General features: G+C 70.3%; 17 protein-coding genes. 12 read left to right on the forward strand and 5 right to left on the reverse strand.

Going from position 1 to position 16,855, the window contains the following annotated elements; genetic code table 11:
- The first annotated feature begins 54 nt into the window (after nt 1-54).
- Complete coding sequence (gene aspS / locus ACFWYW_RS35175) at nt 55-1,290, forward strand: aspartate--tRNA(Asn) ligase (RefSeq protein WP_379612906.1); 1,236 nt, start codon at nt 55-57, stop codon at nt 1,288-1,290.
- Here aspS and ACFWYW_RS35180 read toward each other — a convergent pair.
- The 3 genes from ACFWYW_RS35180 to ACFWYW_RS35190 are packed head-to-tail and all read right to left on the reverse strand — an operon-like array spanning nt 1,241 to nt 3,929.
- On the reverse strand, nt 1,241-2,770 hold the full coding sequence (locus tag ACFWYW_RS35180; protein WP_379612905.1) for an MFS transporter: 1,530 nt from the start codon (nt 2,768-2,770) through the stop codon (nt 1,241-1,243). The genes aspS and ACFWYW_RS35180 overlap by 50 nt on opposite strands.
- Nucleotides 2,767-3,411, reverse strand: a complete 645-nt coding sequence (locus ACFWYW_RS35185) for an LppX_LprAFG lipoprotein (protein WP_379612904.1) — start codon at nt 3,409-3,411, stop codon at nt 2,767-2,769. Before ACFWYW_RS35185 ends, ACFWYW_RS35180 begins: the two co-directional genes overlap by 4 nt.
- 59 nt (nt 3,412-3,470) lie before the next feature.
- Nucleotides 3,471-3,929, reverse strand: a complete 459-nt coding sequence (locus ACFWYW_RS35190; RefSeq protein WP_379612903.1) for a MarR family winged helix-turn-helix transcriptional regulator — start codon at nt 3,927-3,929, stop codon at nt 3,471-3,473.
- A 185-nt stretch (nt 3,930-4,114) separates the two neighbouring features.
- Between ACFWYW_RS35190 and ACFWYW_RS35195 the strand changes: the two genes are divergently transcribed.
- From ACFWYW_RS35195 to ACFWYW_RS35245, 11 genes are all read left to right on the forward strand, one after another.
- Nucleotides 4,115-5,038: a cation diffusion facilitator family transporter gene (locus ACFWYW_RS35195; protein WP_379612902.1), complete on the forward strand. Its 924-nt coding sequence runs from the start codon at nt 4,115-4,117 to the stop codon at nt 5,036-5,038.
- A 231-nt stretch (nt 5,039-5,269) separates the two neighbouring features.
- The gene (locus ACFWYW_RS35200) at nt 5,270-6,055 is read left to right on the forward strand and encodes an MlaE family ABC transporter permease (protein ID WP_379612901.1); all 786 of its coding nucleotides are present in this window, start codon (nt 5,270-5,272) and stop codon (nt 6,053-6,055) included.
- On the forward strand, nt 6,055-6,909 hold the full coding sequence (locus ACFWYW_RS35205; protein WP_379612900.1) for an MlaE family ABC transporter permease: 855 nt from the start codon (nt 6,055-6,057) through the stop codon (nt 6,907-6,909). Before ACFWYW_RS35200 ends, ACFWYW_RS35205 begins: the two co-directional genes overlap by 1 nt.
- A gap of 5 nt (nt 6,910-6,914) precedes the next feature.
- Complete coding sequence (locus tag ACFWYW_RS35210) at nt 6,915-7,934, forward strand: MlaD family protein (RefSeq protein WP_379612899.1); 1,020 nt, start codon at nt 6,915-6,917, stop codon at nt 7,932-7,934.
- Between the two features lies 1 nt (nt 7,935).
- A complete protein-coding gene (locus tag ACFWYW_RS35215) occupies nt 7,936-9,006 on the forward strand; it encodes an MCE family protein (RefSeq protein ID WP_379612898.1) in 1,071 nt (356 codons plus the stop codon).
- Nucleotides 9,006-10,031 (forward strand): MlaD family protein, encoded by a 1,026-nt coding sequence (locus tag ACFWYW_RS35220; RefSeq protein ID WP_379612897.1) that lies wholly within the window; start codon nt 9,006-9,008, stop codon nt 10,029-10,031. The genes ACFWYW_RS35215 and ACFWYW_RS35220 overlap by 1 nt, the downstream gene beginning before the upstream one ends.
- Entirely contained in the window at nt 10,028-11,059 is a 1,032-nt protein-coding gene (locus tag ACFWYW_RS35225; RefSeq protein ID WP_379612896.1) for an MCE family protein, read from the forward strand. The genes ACFWYW_RS35220 and ACFWYW_RS35225 overlap by 4 nt, the downstream gene beginning before the upstream one ends.
- A complete protein-coding gene (locus ACFWYW_RS35230; protein ID WP_379612895.1) occupies nt 11,056-12,087 on the forward strand; it encodes an MCE family protein in 1,032 nt (343 codons plus the stop codon). The genes ACFWYW_RS35225 and ACFWYW_RS35230 overlap by 4 nt, the downstream gene beginning before the upstream one ends.
- On the forward strand, nt 12,084-13,442 hold the full coding sequence (locus ACFWYW_RS35235; protein ID WP_379612894.1) for an MlaD family protein: 1,359 nt from the start codon (nt 12,084-12,086) through the stop codon (nt 13,440-13,442). The genes ACFWYW_RS35230 and ACFWYW_RS35235 overlap by 4 nt, the downstream gene beginning before the upstream one ends.
- On the forward strand, nt 13,439-14,098 hold the full coding sequence (locus ACFWYW_RS35240) for a hypothetical protein (RefSeq protein ID WP_379612893.1): 660 nt from the start codon (nt 13,439-13,441) through the stop codon (nt 14,096-14,098). Before ACFWYW_RS35235 ends, ACFWYW_RS35240 begins: the two co-directional genes overlap by 4 nt.
- Nucleotides 14,099-14,115: 17 nt before the next feature.
- Nucleotides 14,116-14,703, forward strand: coding sequence for a 4'-phosphopantetheinyl transferase family protein (locus ACFWYW_RS35245; protein WP_379612892.1), 588 nt, complete (start codon nt 14,116-14,118; stop codon nt 14,701-14,703).
- On the opposite strand, the gene nuoH is transcribed toward ACFWYW_RS35245, so the two are convergent.
- The gene (nuoH, locus tag ACFWYW_RS35250; RefSeq protein WP_379612891.1) at nt 14,679-15,905 is read right to left on the reverse strand and encodes an NADH-quinone oxidoreductase subunit NuoH; all 1,227 of its coding nucleotides are present in this window, start codon (nt 15,903-15,905) and stop codon (nt 14,679-14,681) included. The genes ACFWYW_RS35245 and nuoH overlap by 25 nt on opposite strands.
- 33 nt (nt 15,906-15,938) lie before the next feature.
- Nucleotides 15,939-16,733, reverse strand: a complete 795-nt coding sequence (locus ACFWYW_RS35255) for a helix-turn-helix transcriptional regulator (RefSeq protein ID WP_379612994.1) — start codon at nt 16,731-16,733, stop codon at nt 15,939-15,941.
- Nucleotides 16,734-16,855 lie beyond the last annotated feature (122 nt).

Raw genomic sequence — 16,855 nt, forward strand, 5'->3', positions numbered from 1 at the left:
CTCCCTTCTCCCCCGCACTCCCAAGGGGTCATGCATCTTCCCTGAGGAGTTGTGATGATCTCTCGTGTCCTGTCGGCGGAGCTCGCTGAGCACGCCGGGCAACGAGTCAAGATCGCCGGATGGGTTCATCGCCGCCGGCAGCTGAAGTCCGTGTCGTTCCTCGTCGTACGCGACCGTGCGGGCCTGGCCCAGGCGGTCACGGCCAGCCCGGATCTGCCGGGTGAGGAGAGCGTCGTCGAGATCACCGGGATCGCCACGCCCAGCGCGCGGGCGCCCGGCGGCGTGGAGATCACCGAACCCGAGATCACCGTGCTGGGCGAGGCCGCCCGGCCGCCGTTCGAGCTGTTCCGTCCCGAGGTGGGCGCGGCGCTGCCGACCGTGCTCGACCACGCGCCGCTGGCCCTTCGCCATCCCGCGCTCCGCCTGCCGCTGGAGATCTCCGCGGCCAGCGTGGCGGGGTTCCGGGAGACACTGGACCGGCTGGCGTTCACCGAGATCCACACGCCCAAGCTGGTCGAGTCGGCCACCGAGTCCGGCGCGAACGTCTTCTCCGTCGACTACTTCGGCCGCCGCGCCTACCTGGCCCAGTCGCCGCAGTTCTACAAGCAGATGATGGTCGGCGTCTTCGAGCGCGTCTACGAGGTCGGGCCCGTCTTCCGCGCCGAGCCGCACGACACCGCCCGCCACCTGGCGCAGTACACCAGCCTCGACGCCGAGCTCGGCTTCGTCGCCGACCACCGCGACGTCATGGCGGTCCTGCGCGAGGCCGTCGCGGGCATGGTCGAGTCGGTACGGCGCCGCGTCCCGCAGGCCCGCGACCTGCTGCCCGAGGTGCCCGCCGAGATCCCGGCGGTGCGCTTCTCCGACGTCAGCGACGAGCCCGACCTGTCACCGGCGCGCGAGCGCGAGCTGTCGGAGTGGGCGCGGCGCGAGCACGGCTCGGACTTCCTGTTCGTCACCGGCTACCCGATGGCCAAGCGTCCCTTCTACACCCATCCCGACCCGGCGCGGCCCGGCTACTCCAACGGCTTCGACCTGCTGTTCCGGGGGCTGGAGCTGGTCACGGGCGGGCAGCGGCTGCACCGGCACGCCGACTACCTCGCCGCGCTGGCCGAGCGGGGGGAGGCGGCGGAGCCGTACCGGGGATATCTGCAGGCCTTCGCGTACGGCATGCCGCCGCACGGCGGCTTCGCCATCGGCCTGGAGCGCTGGACAGCCCGGCTGACCGGCGCGGCGAACATCAGGCAGGCGACTCTGTTCCCGCGCGACCTGCATCGCCTCTCGCCGTAGGCATCCAGAGGGCCACCACGGCGCCCAGCAGGCAGAGCACGGCGGTCACGAGGAACATCTCGGTGTACTCCACGTGCAGGGCCGCCTTCACCTTCGCGGTGTAGACGGCCAGCTGCTGGGCGTAGGTGGCCGCGTCGACGCCGACGGGCAGCGGGGTGTCGAGGTCGGCGGTGAGCGACTGGAAGCGGTAGAAGCCCCAGGCGGACACGCCCGCGATGCCGATGAGCATGCCCATCATCCTGGCCACGACGACGGCGGCCGAGGCGACGCCGTGCTGGACCGCCGGGGTCACGCGCAGCACCGCGGCCGAGATCGGCGCGATGACCAGACCCAGGCCGAGGCCGGCGACGATGAGCGCGAGGTCGATCGGGTGCCCGGTCAGGTCGAGCGGCCAGCGGTTCATCAGCACGTATCCCACGGTGGCGACGAGCAGGCCGGCGACCGTGACGGGGCGGTCGCCGAGCCTGCGGGCCAGCACGCCGCCGAGCACGGCGCCGACCGGCAGCGCGATGAGGAAGCGGCCCAGCACCAGCGAGGCCTCCAACGCCTCCAGGTCCAGCAGCGTCTGCGCGGTGAACTGCACGAACACCATGGTGACCAGGAGCGCGGCGCCGGCGAGGAAGCTGACGCCGAGCGTGGCCAGCAGCGGGCCCTTGCGGGTGCCGGCCAGGTCGAGCAGGCGTACCGGCGAGCGGATCTCCCACCAGACGAACACCGCCCCGACGACGAGGCCGGCGGCGATCGCCGGCAGGCCCCACGGCGGCAGGATCGCCTTGGCCGGGTCGTTGTTGTAGAAGCCGACGACCAGCAGGGCCAGCGCGAGCGCGAGCAGCACGCCGCCCACGGTGTCGATCCTGGCTCCCGCCGGGGCGACCGGGACCGCCGGGCGGCCGGGGACCGTGCGGTGGACCGCGATCGCGGCCAGCGCGGCCAGCGGGAGGTTGATCCAGAAGATGGCGTGCCAGCCGCCCAGCTCCACCCCGAACACCTGGAAGGCCGGGACCAGCGCCAGCACGCCGCCGTAGAGCGGGCCCAGGGCGCTGCCGAGCTCCTGTGCGGCGCCGACCGCGCCCAGGGCGACGGGGCGCTCGCGCTCGTCCCACAGGTCGCCGATGAGCGCCATCGTGATCGGCAGCAGCGCGCCGCCCGCGATGCCCTGCAGGGCGCGCCCGCCCACGACCATGGGCAGCGATCCGGCCAGCGCGGTCAGCAGGGAGCCCAGCGCGAACGCGGCCAGGCAGGCGTGGATGAGGGGACGCCGGCCGTACCGGTCGGACAGTTGCCCGAGCAGCGGCATCGCGGCGATGTAGCCGAGCAGGAAGCCGGTCACCACCGGCGTGGCCCGCTCCAGGTGGTTCAGCGGTACGCCGACCTCGGTGGCGATGTCGATCAGGACGGTCACCACGACGTAGGCGTCGAGCGCGGCCAGCAGCACCACCGTCCCACCCACGCCGAGGGCGACCCGGCGCGCCGCCCTCATCCCGCGGGCGGGGTGATCGTGACCGGGGCGTCGTAGTCGCTGAACGAGACGATCACCGAGCCGTCCTGCAGCGGCAGGGTGGCCTTGGTCAGGCGGGAGGAGGCCTTGTCGACGAGGAGCTGTCCGTTGACGCCCTGGGAGACGCCGGGGATCAGCTTGCCCAGAACCTCGGGCGAGAAGGTGGCCGCGACCTTGTACGCCGCGCCCTCCTCGCCCTCGACCCGCGGGTCCGTGGCGGTCGACAGGAGCTTGGCGATGCCCTCGGCGGGCGACAGGATCAGCGACGGGTCGTAGATCTGGGCCAGGTCCTTCTTCGACATCTTCTGGAAGCCGCCGGTGGGGCCCTTGAAGTGGACGGTGTCGCCGACCACGAAGAAGCTGATCTCCTGCAGGCTGCCGAGCACCTCGATGGTGAGCGTGCCGTCGGCGTCGCCGGCGGAGGTCAGCCGGCCGTCGGCCTTGCGGATCTGCACCTTGGGCTTGCCCTCGGTGGCGATCGCGAACGAGGCGGACTTGACCGACTTCATCGCCTCGGCGGACTTCTTCATCAGGTCGGGACCGCTGGGCAGCGCCGCCCCGCCGCCGGACGAGCAGGCCGCGGCCAGCGCTAGAGCAAGGACGATCAGCAGCTTTCTCAGCATGTCCGGATCGTAGCGAGCGTGCGGGAGCCGACGGGCCGGTCGCCGGTATCGGTTGGGTGTCAGCGCAACTTCTTGAGATGCTCCACGATCGGCGTGTACGCGGCGTCGAGCTCGTCGAGCTGGTCGTCGGTGAGCCGGTCCACGAAGTGCTCGCGGACGCTGGCCACGTGGTGGGGCGCCACCCGCTGGATCGTCTCCCAGCCCTGCCCGGTGAGCACTGCGAACGTTCCACGACGGTCGTCGCGGCAGTCCTCCCTGACCACCAGGCCCTTGGCCTCCATGCGGGAGATCTGGTGCGACAGGCGGCTGCGTGACTGGATCGTGGCGTCGGCCAGGTCGCTCATCCGCATCCTGCGCTCCGGGCTCTCGGAGAGGTTGACCAGGATCTCGTAGTCGTTGAGCGACAACTCGAACTCCTGCAACTCCCGATCGAGGCGGTGCATCAGCAGCTTGTGCAGAGCGAGATGAGCACGCCATGCGCGCTGCTCGGTGTCGGTCAGCCAACGAGGGGCGTTCATGATCTCAATCTACCTCTCGCGAGCGCCTGCTCCCCTCCCCAAACCCTGCCGGACCTGTGTCGAAACCCGCATACCCATGTGTTCCCGGAGCCGCTTCGCGCTTTGGTGCGCGCTTTCATGGGCGCTTCGTTGCGGAGTCACCTGATTTCGAAGGTGCCCAAGATCGCTCACGTAGAGTGATGGCCATGGCGGAGGGTGCGGGGGAGAGCTTCTGGACGGTGCTGGTCGCGGGCCTGGCCAACCTGGCCATCGCCGTGGCCAAGCTGGTCGCGGGCCTGATCAGCGGATCCGCCGCGATGTTGTCGGAGGCGGCCCACTCGGCCGCCGACACGGTGACGGAGGTCCTGCTCCTGGTCGCGGTCCGGCAGACGGGCAGGCCGGCCGATCGGCGCCATCCTTTCGGATACGGCAAGGCCGGGTTCTTCTGGGCGATGATGGCGGCCGTGGCCACGCTGGTGGGCGGCGCCGGGTTCTCCATCACGCACGGAGTTCACACGATCGTCCACGGCGAGTCGCTGGGCGACTTCACCATCTCCTACGTGGTGCTCGGGGTGTCGTTCGCCATCGAGGGCGTCTCGTTCCTGAAGGGGTTCTCCCAGGCGCGCCGCGAGGCGCGGCGGTGGGGGATCGGGCCGGTGCGGCTGGTCGCCCGCACCTCCGACACCTCGCTCAAGGCGGTCATGCTGGAGGACGCCGCCGCGCTGGCCGGGCTGGTCATCGCCGCGGGCGGGCTGCTGGGTGCGCAGCTCAGCGGGTCGGCGCTGTGGGACGGGGCGGCGTCGGTCGCGATCGGGGTGCTGCTGCTGGTCGTGGCGCTGGCGTTGATCGCGGCCAACGTCTCGCTGCTGATCGGGCAGGCGGCGCCGCGGCCGGTGGAGACGGAGATCCGGGCCCTGTTGCTGGCCCAGCCGGAGGTGGCCGACGTGGTCGAGCTGCTGACCATGTATCTGGGGCCGGGGCGGCTGCTGGTCGCGGCCAAGATCGATTTCGACGACGCGGCGAGCGCGGCCGGGGTGGAGATCGCCTGTGACCAGGTGGACCGGCGGCTGCGTGCGCACGTGCCCACGATCTCCCAGGTCTTCCTCGACCCGACCCCCACCCGCCGCTAAGGGCCACAACATCAGCGGTCCACCACGGCGCCTTCTTCGGAGTCGGATCCACGGTGGTAACGGGGTTGTCACATTTCGTGGTGGGCTGACAACAGGTGAGCCGGGTCTCATAGCTTTTGCGCAAATTCAGCAGAAAGCATCGACCTACTGGACAACTCGTCAGTAAGGTGACTGCTCCGGAGTCGCCCCGGTTCACGAGGTGGTCATGACGGTAACCAAGGCGGAGCGCTGATGGCCGGTTACGTCGGCCGGAAGGCCGGGTCGGCCCTGGGACAGGTGGGTGAGCTTTTCGTCATCGTCCTGGAGGGCCTGCGGCGTACCTGGGACGTCAGAAGCTGGTGGTGGGAGTTCGTCGAGCAGTGCTGGTTCCTGGCCCGGGTGACGAGTGTGCCCGTGCTCCTGGTCTCGCTGCCGCTCGGCGCCACCGTCGCCCTCCAGGTGGGCGAGCTGGCCTGGCAGCTCGGCGCCGCCTCCGCCACCGGCAGCGCCGTCTTCGTCGGCCTCATCCGGGAGGTCGCCCCGCTGGCCAGCGCCCTGCTCATCGCCGGCGCCGGGGGCAGCGCCATGACCTCCGACATCGGCGCCCGCCACATCCGCGACGAGCTGAGCGCCATGGAGGTCATGTCCGTCAACCCCATCCACCGGCTGGTCACGCCGCGCATGTGGGCGGCCAGCACGGTCGCCGTGTGCCTGTGCCCGCTGGTCATCCTGGCCGGCGCCTCGGGCGGCTACTTCTTCAACGTCGTCGTCCAGGGCGTCACCCCCGGCGCGTACTTCGACGGCGCGCTCTCGCTCGTCGTCGGCTCCGACCTCTACGTCACCCTCTTCAAGGCGTGGGTGTTCGGCTTCATCGCCGCGGCCGTCGCCTGCTACAAGGGCATGACCTGCGCGACCAGCCCGGTCGGCGTCGGGCGGGCGGTCAACCAGTCCACCGTGGTCACGTTCATGCTGGTCTTCGCGTTCAACTACGTGATCTCCGCCGTCTACTTCCTCGCCTACCCGCCCAAGGCGCTGTGATGGCCACCCGTACGGCGGGCCTCAGGTTCGCCCGGCAGGGCCGGGAGGTCGGCGAGAAGTTCGCCACGCTCGCCGACTGGCCGTTGTTCGTCTGGCGGGTGCTGTTCTACTCCGTACGCGACATCGTCCTGCGCCTGCGCTACTTCAAGGTCGTCATGCGGCAGGTCAGCGACGTCGTGATCGGCGTGGGCGCAACGGTCATCGGCGGCGGCATGATCTTCGTGGTGTTCACGATGGCCTTCGTGGTGGGCGCCACCGTCGGGCTCCAGGGCTACCAGGGGCTCCAGGCGATCGGCGCCGAGTCGTTCATGGGCCTGGTGGGCAGCTTCGCCAACGTCCGCGAGATCACGCCGATCATCGCCGCCACGGCGCTGGCCGCGCAGGTCGGCTCGGCGTTCACGGCGGAGCTGGGCGCGATGCGGATCTCGGAGGAGATCGACGCGCTGGAGGTGATGGGCATCAACGCCTTCACCTACCTGATCTGCACCCGTGTGGTGGCGGCGCTGCTGGCGCTGATGCCGATCTACCTGATCGCGTTGTTCGCCAGCTTCTTCGCCACCCGGCTGATGAGCACGGTGCTGTTCGGCCTGGCGCCGGGCGTCTACGACTACTACTTCTACCTGTACCTCCCGGTCAGCGACATCGTCTTCAGCGTCGCCAAGGTCGGGGTGTTCGCGTTCACGGTCATCGTCATCCACTGCTACCACGGCTTCTACGCCACCGGCGGCCCGGTCGGCGTGGGCGTCGCGGCCGGGCGCGCGATCCGCCAGTCGATCGTCACGATCGTCCTGCTCAACCTGCTGTTGTCGTACCTGTTCTGGGGTGGCGGCGGCAGCGTGAAGCTGACGGGGTGAGGGGCATGGGACGCAAGGAACTCACCCTGCCCGCCCGGATGGCGATCGCCGCCCTGGTGCTCGTGACGCTGGTGGCGGCGACGGTCTTCATCGTGCGCAACGCCACCCAGGTGAGCGGGACCCGGATCGACGCGGTCTTCGGCCGCGCCGGGCAGGGCATGGACACGAACTCGCCGGTCAAGATCCGCGGCATCACGGTGGGCGACGTGACCGGCGTCGCGCTCAACGCCAAGGGGCAGGCGGTGGTGACCATGCACGTGCAGGCGGGCGTGCGGGTGCCGCAGTCGGCGGTCGCCTCGATCGAGCCGGCCTCGGTCTTCGGGCCCAAGTACGTCAACCTGAAGCTCGGCTCGGGGGAGGGGGCGGGGCCGTACCTGGGCAGCGGGGCGGTCATCACGAAGACCGAGGACCCGCTGGACCTGTCCGACACGCTCGGCGACGCCTACCGCGGCCTGGACGCGGTCGACCCGCGCGAGGTCACGGTCATCGTGCACACGCTCGCCAAGGGCCTGGAGGGACAGGGCGAGGACCTGCGCGAGCTGATCGACGACGCGGGCACGGTCGTCGGCGTCGCGCACAAGCACCGCGGGCTGGCCCAGCGCTTCCTGCGCGACACGGCGGCCCTGTCCGGCGCGCTGGCCGACAAGGGCGACGAGCTCGTGGCCATCAGCGAGGACCTCAACACGATCACCCCCGACCTGCTGAAACGGGCCGACAAGGTACGCGCCCTGCTCAAGGAGATGACCGACATCTCCGATCTGAGCGCGCACGGCCTGCGCAAGCACCGGCAGAACCTGCGCGCCGGCGTGCACTCCGGTGAGCGGGTGGCCGCGCTCATCTACGCCCAGCTCGGCCTGGCCGGAGACGGCGTACGCGGGCTGCGCACGCTCGTGGACCTGCTCAACGAGCTGATCGAGGCGCCGGGCCCGGACGGCGCCCGGCAGATCCAGGTGGAGGCGTTCGTCTCGACCGACATCTGCGAGCTGATCGTCGGCGCCTGCGGCCCGACCGACGGGAGGCGCTGAGGTGGCCGCCCCCGCCAGGACCTCGCCGCAGATCGTGCGGCGCCGCTGGACCCTGGCGAAGTTCGCGCTGTTCTTCGGCGTCGCGATGGGCCTGATCGGGCTGATCACCGTCCAGATCGCCCGGGTCTCCACCGGCGGCGGCTACAGCCTCGTCGCGACCTTCGACGACGTCTCCGGCCTGGTGGAGGGCGACCAGGTCAAGATCGCGGGCGCGCCGGTCGGGCAGGTCGGCACCATCAAGGTGGTGAACGGCAGAGCCGAGGTCACCATGGAGGTGCAGGAGGGCATCACCGTGCCCTCCGACACCGAGGCGGCGATCCGCTGGCGCAACGCCGTGGGCCAGCGCGTGGTCTACCTGCTGCCCGGCACCGCCAAGGACCGCCTGCCGCCCGGCGCGCGCATCGCCCGCACCGCCTCGGTCGTGGACATCGGCGAGCTGGTCAGCGACCTCGGCCCGCTGACCAGGAGCCTGGACCCCGAGCAGATCAACCAGCTGCTCACCGCCGCCGCCAAGGCGCTCAAGGGCAACGACAAGAACATCCCGAGACTGCTCGACAACGTCAACGCCATCACCGGCACGCTCACCGAGCGCAGGCAGACGATCCGCGGCCTGCTGAAGGACTACGCGACCGTCAGCGGCGTGGTCGCCAAACGCGACGAGCAGATCTCCCAGCTGGTCGACAACCTGGTGGTGCTGTCGGAGGCGTTCGCGGACAACAGGAAGCTCATCGACGACTCGATCGTGGAGCTCAGCGCGACCCTGCACACCTCCAACGAGGTGCTCGGCAAGAACGCCGGCGAGCTGGGCGCGCTCGTGGAGAACCTGTCGCGCCTGACCGGCGGCATCCGGCGCAACGTGGGCACCATCGAGAAGACGGTCAACACCTTCCGCCCGCTGTTCGAGCGCGCCTACTCCAGCGTCAACCGCGGCCACTACTTCATCTCCGCGGTCCCGTGCGTGGCCCTGGGCCCGTCGCCGTGCCCGTACCCGATGACCACGCCGCCCCCGCTGCGCGGCAGCAAGAAGATCGCCAGCACCAAGGACCTGCGGAAGCTCATGGTGGGTGACTGATGGCCCTGAAGTCCTTCCGCGACCGCAACAAGATCGTCGTCGGCCTCGTGTCGATGGCCGTGCTCGGCTCGCTGCTGGTCGCCACGTTCCTGGTGGGCAGCCTGGGCCTGCTGGAGGGCGGCTACACGATGTCGGGCACGTTCACCGACTCCGGCGGCCTGCGCGGTGGGCAGGACGTGCGGGTGGCGGGCGTGCGCGTCGGCGAGGTGACGGAGGTCCGCGCGGACTACGCGCAGGGTCACGTCGTGGTCACCTGGCGCGTCGACTCCGACGTACGGCTCGGCCGCACCACCCGGGCCGACATCGCCCTGTCCAACCTCCTCGGCGGCCGCTACCTCAGGCTGACCGGCCCGGTCGCCGCTCCCTTCATGGACCAGCTCCCCGAGGGGCAGCGCCGCATCCCGGTGGAGCGTACCGGCACCCCCACGCTGATCAACGACGCGGTCAAGGACGCCACCCGCCTGGTCAAGGCCCTGGACACCGACGCCGTGGACGACCTGCTCACCGAACTCGGCAAGATCGACACCAGCAAGCGCGGCCGTATCACCCGCCTGCTGAAGAACATCGGCGACCTGTCCGACACCATCAGCGAGAGCGAGCCCCAGCTGCAGAAGCTCCTCGACAACGGCACCCGGATCATGGACCTGCTGGAGAAGAAGGACAAGCAACTGGCCCGCCTGATCGACGCCATCGAGATCATGCTGAACGAGCTGCGCGGCCGCAGGAACGAGCTGCGCACGCTGCTGGGCGACGGCAGCGACCTGGTCCAGAGCACCACCAAACTGATCAACGAGCACGAGAAGGCGCTGGTCCAGGTCCTCGACGACAACGGCGCGATCACCACGCGGCTCAATACCAGCAACCAGGAGTTCAACAAGCTCGTGGCCTGGATCGGCCCGACGTTCTCCGGCCTGGCGACCATGGGCGGCCAGGGGCCCTGGATCGAGGCGATCGCCACCGGGCTCGGCCCGATCAACCCGGAGGTGCTGGGCGCCATCGCCAAGGACAGGAAGAACGACCGATGAGAGTGCTGAAGCTGCTCGTGGCGACGCTCCTGCTGGTCTCCTCCGGCGGGTGCGGGCTGGTGGGCGGGGCGGCGCCGTACACGATCACCGCGATCTTCTCGAGCGCGCCCTCCCTGTACGAGCAGGCGCGCGTGAAGGTGATGGGCCTGGACGCCGGGTACGTGGAGCGGATCGCGATCGAGGGCGACAAGGTCCGGGTGACGATGTCGGTGGACGCGCGGGTGCCGCTGCCGGAGCAGGTGAAGGCGGTGGTCGCGCCGCAGAACACGCTCGGCGAGCGCAACGTGGTGCTGTATCCGCCGTGGAAGCCGGGCGAGCGGCGGGCCGGGCCGGGCACGGTCATCCCGCTGGGGCGTACGGACCTGCCGGTGGAGATCGACGACGCGCTGGACGCCTTCACGAAGCTGACCGACGCCCTGGACGACGAGAAGCTCGGCGACGTCGCGGGCAACCTGGCCGACGGCGTACGCGGGCGGGGCAAGACGATCAACAACGCGCTCTCCGACACCGCGGAGCTGACCGGCACGCTCGCCAAGCAGGACCAGCAGCTCATCGACCTGGCCAAGGGCCTGAACCGGCTGGCCACCAGCCTCAACGACCGCCAGGGTCAGGTGACCAGGGCCATCGACGCCTTCTCCGAGGCGAGCGCGATCCTGGCCGAGGAACGCCGCAGGCTGCGCGGCTTCATCTCGGGCATGGCGGACTTCGTCCGGCGCGGCGACGTGATCATCGAGGAGTACTCCGAGCGCCTGCCCCGAGCCGCGGGGACGCTGGCCGAGCTGGTGCTGACCGTGCGGGCCAACAGCGAGTCGCTGGCCGCGGGCATCAAGGGCGCGGCCGACTTCGCCGACGTGCTGGTCGAGGCGTGGGACAGGAAGAACCACCTGCTGAAGATCCGCGTCGTGCTCAACGCGATGACCAGGGCGTGGCTGCAGCCGTTGTTCGACGCGCTGAACCTGGGCAAGGTGCCGTGCCTGCCCGGTCAGCTCAGCAACTGCCCGTTCCAGAAGAAGAAGGGCGGACGATGACAGCGCGCGCCCTGACCGGCCTGCTCGCCCTGGCGATCACCACCTCGTGCTCGCTCCAGACGCTCGGCGGGACGAGCGGCGACCTGACGCTCCACGCGACCTTCGACGACGTGCAGAGCCTGGTCACCGGCCACAGCGTGCAGGTCTCCGACGTCAAGGTGGGCTCGGTCACCGAGATCCGGCTGCAGGGCTACCGGGCCAGGGTCACCATGGAGATCGACGGCGCGCACCGGGTCCCGCAGGGGACGACCGCGACGGTGGCCAAGACCTCGGTGCTGGGCGAGAACTACGTCGCGCTCATCCCGCCGCCGGGCAAGGACCTGTCCACCGGTCCTTACCTGCCCGCGGGCGCGACGATCACCGACACCTCGGTGGAGCCCGACATCGAGCAGGTCACCGAGAAGGCCGGCCCGCTCATCGAGGCCATCGGCGCGCAGGACGTCAACGCCATCCTGGACGCCGCCTCGACCGCCTTCGCCGGCAAGGGCGGCGACGTCAACAAGCTCATCAGGCAGACCACCGAGGTCACCGACAGTTATGCCGCCGCCCGCACCGAACTGGCGGCCACCGTGGACTACCTGGCGCGGCTCGGTGACGACCTGGCCAAAGGCGAGAAGGAACTGGACAAGCTGCCCGGCACGCTGGCCGCGGCGACCGCCAGGATCGCGCACGGCCGCAAGCACGTGAAGAAGGCCATCGTCGCGCTGACCGGCCTGGCCAAGGAGGCCAACACCACCGTCTACCCGCGCCACGCGGCCCGCCTGCGCACGATCATGCGCGAGCTGGACGGCGTCACCGGCGCGATGGTGCGCGGCAAGGAGGACCTCAAGCGCCTCATGGCCAGGATCCAGTACTTCATCGACACGCCGCCGATCACCGTCAACGGCCAGGTGCTCATCTACGTCTGGCTGAAGGGCCTGCTGGTCAACGACAACAGGGGCGTCATCCCGAACGACATCAAGGTCGAGCCGCCGGCGCTGCCGAACCAGCTCAAGGACTTCCAGCTGCTGTGGGAGCCGCCGCGATGAAGAACCTGCGCATCTACGTCAACCTGGGCTTCTTCGCGCTGCTGGGCATCGTGATGACGATCTGGGCGTTCACCACGATCATCAAGCTGGACGCGATCGAGCAGCCGTACCGGGTCTCGGCCGAGTTCGAGTCCTCGCCCGGCCTGATCCGCGGCTTCGACGTCGCCTACCTGGGCGTGCGGGTCGGGCGGATCGGCGACGTACGGCTGGCGCCCGGCAAGATCGTCGTGGGCCTCGACATCGAGCGGGAGGTCCGGCTGCCCAAGGCGCTGACGGCCGAGGTCCGGCGCAAGTCGGCGATCGGCGAGCCGTACGTGGAGCTGTCGCCGCCCAAGACGATGACCGGCCAGAACCTCGCGCCCGGCGACACGATCCCGCTGCGTAAGACGTCGGTGCCGCTGGACTACAAGAAGTTGTTCGAGGGCGTGGGCAAGCTGCTGAACGCGGTCCCGCCCAAGGACGCCAAGACGATCACCCACGAGCTGGCCGTGGCGCTGGAAGGGCGCTCGCCGGCGATCAGGAGCATCGTCGACGACGCCCACGGCCTGACCGACACGCTGGCCGACAACTCCGCGGTACTCGACGAGCTGTCGGTGCAGCTCACCGAGCTGACCCACACGCTGGCCGGGAAGAGGAACGAGCTGGCCTCGGGGATCGGGAACACCGAGCTGGTGACCTCCTCGCTGGTGGAGTCGCGGCAGGACCTCAACGCGTTCCTGGACCAGGGGCCGGGGGTGTTCGCGCAGATCGACGGGCTGCTCCAGCGGGCCAGGCCGGGCTTCTCCTGCCTGCTGTCGGCGGCCGGGTCACCGCACAAGCCGATCTTCTCCCCGGATTCCGAGCGGAACATCCATCACCTGCTGAGCACGATGCCGACGGCGCTCAGCCTGGCCGACGACATCAGCGATCGCCGCGACGGCACCGTCTACGGGCGCAACATGTTCGTCTTCAGCGTGCCGGGCGGGCCGAAGGTGGCCGAGGAGTACGCCGAGCCGCTGGGGCCCCCGGCCATCCCGGGCCTGCGCGCCTGCCCGAAGCGGGCGCCCGCCGCTCCCGAGGCCGCCGCGGAGCGCCCTCGCGAGGAGGACGCGCGCGCGGCCCGGCCCGTGACCTCGGAGAAGAAACCGGAGCCCACGGAGAAGAAGCCCGAGCCCACGGAGAAGGCGGAACCCACGGCAGAAGCGACACCGACCCCGGAGAAGGACGTCCCCGCCAGGACGGCCTCGGCCGACACCCCACTCGACCACACGCCGCTGATTGCCGCGATTTTCCTCGCGGTCGTCGCGGGCGGTGGCATCGTGGGCTGGATCGCGGTGGGCCGTGCCGCCCGCCGGCGCGAAACGGAGCTTTCATGACCACCGACCAGGAAACCCCCGCGAAGGCTGAGTCTGAAGTAGAGGTTGAGACCGAGGCTCAGGCGAAGGTCGACTCCGGGTTCCGCATGAAGATCATGGGCGCCGTGGCCGCCATGCTCGTCGCCGCGCTCGCCGCGACGGCCGTGCTCCAGTGGATCTCCGCCGGCCGGGCCCAGGACGCCCGCGCCGCGCTGGAGGCCGACCGGGCGCTGCGCCTGGAGGTCTCGCAGGCCGCGCACACCTTCGGCCAGTCGCTGCTCAGCTACGACTACCAGAGCCTGCAGGCGACCAGGACCAAGCTCATGGCCATGGCCACCGGCGACTTCCTCAACACCTACGACGACGCCTTCGGCGGCGTGATGGAACAGGTCATCGTCAAGCTGCAGGCCGTCTCCGTCGCCACCGTCCGCGACGTCTACCTCGCCGATGTCGACCAGTCCTCCGCTCATGCCATTGTGGTGGTGGACCAACAGGTGACGACCGCCAAGGCGATCAGAAGCGTCAAGGACTCGCACCTGAAGATCGCTCTGGTGCGGGAGAAGGGGTCATGGAAGGTTCGCGAGGTCACGGTGCTCGGCGCGGCCCAGGAGAACCAGTACAACAAGGACGGCACGCCCCTGGCCGACCCGAGCCCCACACCCACCAGGAAGAAGTAGCCGCCACGGCTGTCGTCATGGGCGCGCCTCCCGAGCAGGTGCTCGCCCCCGCCGCCTGGCTCACCGACGTCGAGCGCGCCCGCTCGGCCCGCTTCGTGCACGAGGCCGACCGCCGCGCGTTCGTCGCCGCCCATCTCCTGGTACGGCTCAGCGCCGCGGCCTGCCTGGACGCCGACCCGGCCACGCTCACCCTGCTGCAGTACTGCGAGATCCATGGGGAGGGGCACGGCCGGCCGTACCTGAAGGAGTTCCCCGGCCTCGGCGTCAGCCTGAGCCACACGCGCGGCTACGTCGCGGCGGCGGCGGGGCCGGGAAAGGTGGGCGTCGACGCGGAGCGGGTCCCCCCGGGCGCCTTCGACACCACGCTGGCGGCCCAGATCGCCGCGCCCACGAGCGTCACCGACAACACGGAGCTGATCCGCCTGTGGGCGCGCAAGGAAGCGCTCATCAAACGCGGCGAACTGTCCCTGGACACGGTCCGCACCCCGATCGCGTGGGACGGTCACCACGTGCTCGAATGGCAGGAGCCGCCGGACGTCGTGGTGGTGGCGGTCACCGACGTGAAGGCCGAGCGGGTGCCTCATGGCCGGGAGCCGTCGTGGTAGTGCGGGAGGTCGAGCGGCGGCACCGGGAAGCCGCCGGCCGCGGGCACGCGGGACAGCTCCGCCTGCCGCGCCTCCTCGCGCCGCTGTCTCACGGTGTCGAACCGTAGCCAGACGGCCAGCGTTCCCACCACGATGACCACGCCGAGGCCGATGCCCAGCGGCTCGGCGCCGTTCACCACAAGGTTGCGCACCGCCGCCACCACCATGATCCAGGCCAGGCCGGCCGGGATCAGCACCTTCCACCCCAGCGCCATCAGCTGGTCGTAACGGACGCGGGGCAACGAGGCGCGTACCCACACGACGAAGCAGAAGACCAGCACGAACTTGACCAAGAACCAGAGCGGTCCCCACCAGCCTTCGTCCGGCAGGCCGAACGGCGCCCGCCAGCCGCCCAGGAACAGCGTGATCGCCATCGCCGACGCGGTGAACGTGTGCAGGTACTCGCCCATCATGATCAGGGCGAACTTCAGCGACGAGGAGTACTCGGTCTGGAACCCGCCGACCAGCTCGCCCTCACCCTCGGGCAGGTCGAACGGGATGCGCGCGGCCTCGCCGAACATGCAGACCACATAGATCAGGAATGACGGCAGCAGCAGCAACGCGAACCAGGTCCGCTCCTGCGCCCCGACGATCTCCGAGGTGGACAGCGTCCCGGCGACCAGGAACACGCCGACGAACGACAGTCCCATGGCGATCTCGTAGGAGACCACCTGCGCCGCGCTCCGCAAACCACCCAGCAGCGCGTACGGCGAGCGCGACGACCACCCCGCCAGCACCACCCCGTACACCGACACCGCCCCCATGGCCAGCGTGAACAGCACCGCCACCGGCAGGTCCACGAGCTGCAGCGGCGTCCGCACCCCGAACAGGCTCACCACCGGCCCGAACGGCACGATCGAGAAGGCCAGGAACGCCGGCACCACCATGATGACCGGCGCCAGGAGGTACAGCACCCGGTCCACCGCGCGCGGGAACAGGTCCTCCTTCAGGCCCATCTTGATCGCGTCCGCGACCGACTGCAGGATGCCGGACGGTCCGGCCCGGCTGGGCCCGCGGCGGTGCTGCATGCGCGCGATCAGCTTACGCTCGAACCAGACCCCGAAGACGACCCCCAGCGCCAGAAAGAGGAAGAGCATCACCGCCTTCACGATGATGATCCACAACGGGTCCGCGCCGAAGTCGGCGAGGGTCGGATCGGCCATGACGTGGTGCCCCTTCCGCAGAGGAAGGTCACGCTAACCGGCGAGCCGATCGTTGTATTGAACGAATGCGAACAGCTGTTTCGGCGTCATCTCCGCCATCGCCCTGATCTCCCGGGCGAGGTGGGACTGGTCGGCGTAACCGCAGGCGAGGGCGGTGTCCAGCCGGGCTCGCGGCCGTCTCCACGTGTCGACGGTCCGCTGGAACCGGGCGATCCTGGCCACCGTTTTGGGCGACAACCCCACCACCCGGCGGAACCCGAGCTCGACATGGCGACGGCTGACGCCCAGCTCAGCGGCGAGGGCGGCGATCGTGGGTGGCCCGGCCGGATCCTGCAGCCGTGACCAGGCGCGCATGACCAGCTCGTCGCGGCCGGTGCCGGGACGCAGCCACGCCGTCAGCCGCTCCTCCAGCACGCCGAAGCGCTCCGCCCAGCCCGCCGCCGCCGTCAACCGCCCGGTCAGCTCCTCGGCCCGTGCGCCGAGCAGATCCTCCAGCCGCACGGTCGTCCCGGTCACCTCGCGCAGCGGCACGCCCGTCAGCGCCGACATCCCGGCGGGGGTGAGCCCGAGCGCGACCCCGTGCCGCCACGGCGAACGGGCCGAGAACGTCACGGCGGCACGCGGGCCGGTGACGATCGTGTCCATGCCGGTGAAGTCGACGATCAGCGTGGCCGCGTTGAGCGGCAGCATCCGGCTGGGCAGGTCGGCCTCGCCCGCGCGAAACCCGGCCCATCCCAGCACGTACGGACGCAGCCACGGCGGCGGCAGCCGGGCGGTCATCTCGTACGGCTCCGCCTGCGGCCGCGTGGGCAGCGAATGAATCGCCATCACCCCGCCCAGCCTGCCCTAACCCGCCCGGCCCCCGGCATCCGGGCCGCCTCCTACGGGGAAACCGCATGGTCGAGTCGTGCGTTCCGCATCTGCCCTTTGACGGCCGGCGGGCCGAGGTT

The organism is Nonomuraea sp. NPDC059023 (genome assembly GCF_042740095.1).
GTDB lineage: Bacteria > Actinomycetota > Actinomycetes > Streptosporangiales > Streptosporangiaceae > Nonomuraea.